Origin of the sequence: Pseudomonas sp., assembly GCF_049590575.1 — a bacterium.
Lineage (GTDB): Bacteria > Pseudomonadota > Gammaproteobacteria > Pseudomonadales > Pseudomonadaceae > Aquipseudomonas.
The window spans coordinates 1-3,068 of the sequence record NZ_JBAWDE010000044.1 but is presented as its reverse complement, the minus strand read 5'-3'; the positions used below and the strand labels follow the sequence as shown (position 1 = coordinate 3,068).

Below are 3,068 nucleotides of genomic sequence, written 5' to 3'. Positions count from 1 at the left end.
CTGGCGCTGGCCCAGCGTTGCAGCGGCGTTCCGGCGGCCGTGCCGCTGTTCAGCGCGTTGCTCAATTACCGTCACAGCACACCCGGTGAAATGGCCCGCGATGGCCACGGGATCTGGGAAGGCGTGCAACTGCTGGGCGGTGAAGAACGCAGTAACTACCCGTTGACGCTCAGCGTGGATGACTTCGGCACAGGCTTTGGCCTGACGGTGCTGGCGCTGCCGCAGATCGGCGCCCAGCGGCTGTGCGGCTACATGCACAACGCCGTGGAGCAGTTGGTCACCACACTGGAACAGGCGCCCGCCGCTGCGCTCAACCACCTGCAGATGGTGCCTGCGGCGGAGCACCAGACCCTGTTGGTCGAGTTCAACGCCACCGCTGCGGATTTCCCGACCGGGCACACCCTGCACGGCGCCTTCGAGGTCCAGGCCGAGCGCCAGCCCGACGCGATTGCCGTGCAGCAAGACGGCGAAAGCCTGACGTATCAGCAACTCAATCAACGCGCCAACCGGTTGGCCCATCACCTGCTGGAACTCGGCGTGCAGCCGGATGACCGCGTTGCGCTCTGCTGCCGTCGCGGCCCGCAGATGCTGGTGGGGCTGCTGGGCATTCTCAAGGCCGGTGCGGCGTATGTGCCGATCGACCCGGCGTACCCGGCCGAACGCATCGCCTATCTGTTGCAGGACAGCACGCCAGTGGCGGTGTTGGCAGAGCCGAGTACACGCGACCTGTTGGGCGGGGTCGCTACCGTGGACCTGCACCACGGCGGATCGCAGCACCCTCTGGTCAGCAACCCGCAACCGGCTGGCCTGACCCCGGCCAACCTGGCCTATGTGATCTACACCTCCGGCTCCACCGGCCAGCCCAAAGGCGTGATGGTGGAGCACCGCACCGTGGAAAACCTGGTGCACTGGCATTGCGAAGCGTTCGGCCTGGACGCGCGCAGCCATACCAGCAGCGTCGCCGGTTTCGGTTTTGATGCGATGGCCTGGGAGGTGTGGCCGGCGCTGTGCGCGGGCGCCACCCTGCACCTGCCGCCGGCCGAGGTGGGCAATGAACACATCGACGCGCTGCTCGCCTGGTGGCTGGCGCAGCCGCTGGATGTGAGCTTCCTGCCGACACCGGTGGCCGAGTACGCCTTCAGCCAGCACCTGCAACACCCGACGCTGCGCATCCTGCTGATCGGTGGCGACCGCCTGCGCCAGTTCAGCCAGGAGCGGCGCTTTGCCGTGATCAACAACTACGGGCCGACCGAGGCCACGGTGGTCGCCACCTCCGGCCGGGTGCGTGCCGGGCAGACGCTGCATATCGGCCGGCCCATCGCGAATGCCAGCGTGTATGTGCTGGATGCACAGTTACGCCCGGTGCCGGTGGGCGTCGCCGGTGAGCTGTACGTGGGCGGCAGCGGCGTGGCGCGGGGCTACCTCAACCGTCCCGAAATGACCGCCGAACGCTTCCTGCACGACCCGTTCAACCCCGGCCGCATGTACCGCACCGGTGACCTAGTGCGCTGGCTGCCCGACGGCAACCTCGAGTACCTGGGCCGTAACGATGACCAGGTCAAAGTGCGCGGTGTGCGGGTGGAACTGGGCGAAATCGAAAGCCGCCTGGCCGCACTCGACGGCGTCGGCGAGGCCGTGGTGCTGGTGCGCGAGGGCCGCCTGGTGGCCTGGTTCACCGAACACCGCGCCTTGACGATTGAAAGCCTGCGCGCGCACCTGCAAGCGCAGCTGCCCGACTCGCTGGTGCCGGTGGCCTACGTCAGGCTTGATGCGCTGCCGCTGACCGCCAACGGCAAGCTGGACCGCAAGGCCTTGCCGGATCCCGAGCAATCGGCCTTGCTCAGCCGTGCCTACGAGGCGCCGCAAGGTGCCGTGGAAACCACCCTGGCGCGGATCTGGGCCGAGGTGTTGCAGGTTGAGCAAGTGGGGCGCCATGACCACTTCTTCGAACTGGGCGGGCATTCGCTGCTGGCGGTCAGCCTGATCGAGCGCATGCGCCAGGCCGACCTCAGCGCCGACGTGCGGGTGCTGTTCAGCCAGCCGACCTTGGCCGCGCTGGCTGCCGCGGTGGGCAGTGGCCGCGAAGTGCACGTCCCGGAAAACCGCATCGCCGCCGGTTGCCAGCGCATCACCCCGGACCTGCTGCCTCTGGTCTCACTGGACCAATCGACCCTGGATCAGGTGGTCGCCCGCGTCCCCGGTGGCGCCGCCAATGTGCAGGACATCTACCCGTTGGCGCCGTTGCAGGAGGGTATTCTTTACCACTACCTGACGGCCGAGCAGGGCGACCCCTACCTGCTGCAATCGCACCTGGCGTTTGACAGCCTCGAGCGGCTGCAGGCTTTTGCCCAGGCGCTGCAGCAGGTGATCAACCGCCATGACATCCTGCGCACCGGGATCGTCTGGGAAGGCCTGGCGCAACCGCTGCAAGTGGTATGGCGCCAGGCTGAACTGGTGGTGCAGGAACTGCACTTGCAGGGCGATGTACTGGCCGGCCTGCATGCGCGTTTCGATGCGCGGCGCTATCGCCTGGACATCAGCCAGGCCCCGCTGATCCGCCTGATGTACGCCCAGGACCCGGCGAATGGGCGCGTGGTGGTGGTGCTGCTCTATCACCATATCGCGCTGGACCACACCGCTTTTGACGTGGTGCTGCGTGAAATGCAGGGCTACCTGCTGGGCCATCCAGCCCCCACGGCGGCCCCGATGCCATACCGCAACTATGTGGCGCAGGCGCGTCTCGGCGTGAGCGAGCAGGAACACGAAGCGTTCTTTCGCGAGATGCTCGGCGACGTCGATGAACCGACCTTGCCCTTCGGCCTGCAGGATGTGCGCGGCGACGGCAGCGCCATCGAAGAACACCGGCTGCACCTGGACGCCGGCCTCAACCGCCGCTTGCGTGCCCAGGCGCGTGTGCTCGGCGTGAGCACGGCGAGCCTGTTCCACCTGGCCTGGGGCCAGGTGCTGGCAGCCACGTCCAACCGCAGCAGCGTGGTGTTCGGCACGGTACTGGTCGGCCGCATGCAGGGCGGCGAGGGCGCCGACCGCGCGCTCGGGGTGTTTATCAA

At 67.6% G+C, this 3,068-nt stretch carries 1 protein-coding gene; it reads left to right on the top strand.

Going from position 1 to position 3,068, the window contains the following annotated elements; genetic code table 11:
- The coding region (locus tag WBR57_RS03350; RefSeq protein WP_424082096.1) for a non-ribosomal peptide synthetase at positions 1-3,068 on the top strand (3,068 nt) is incomplete at both ends.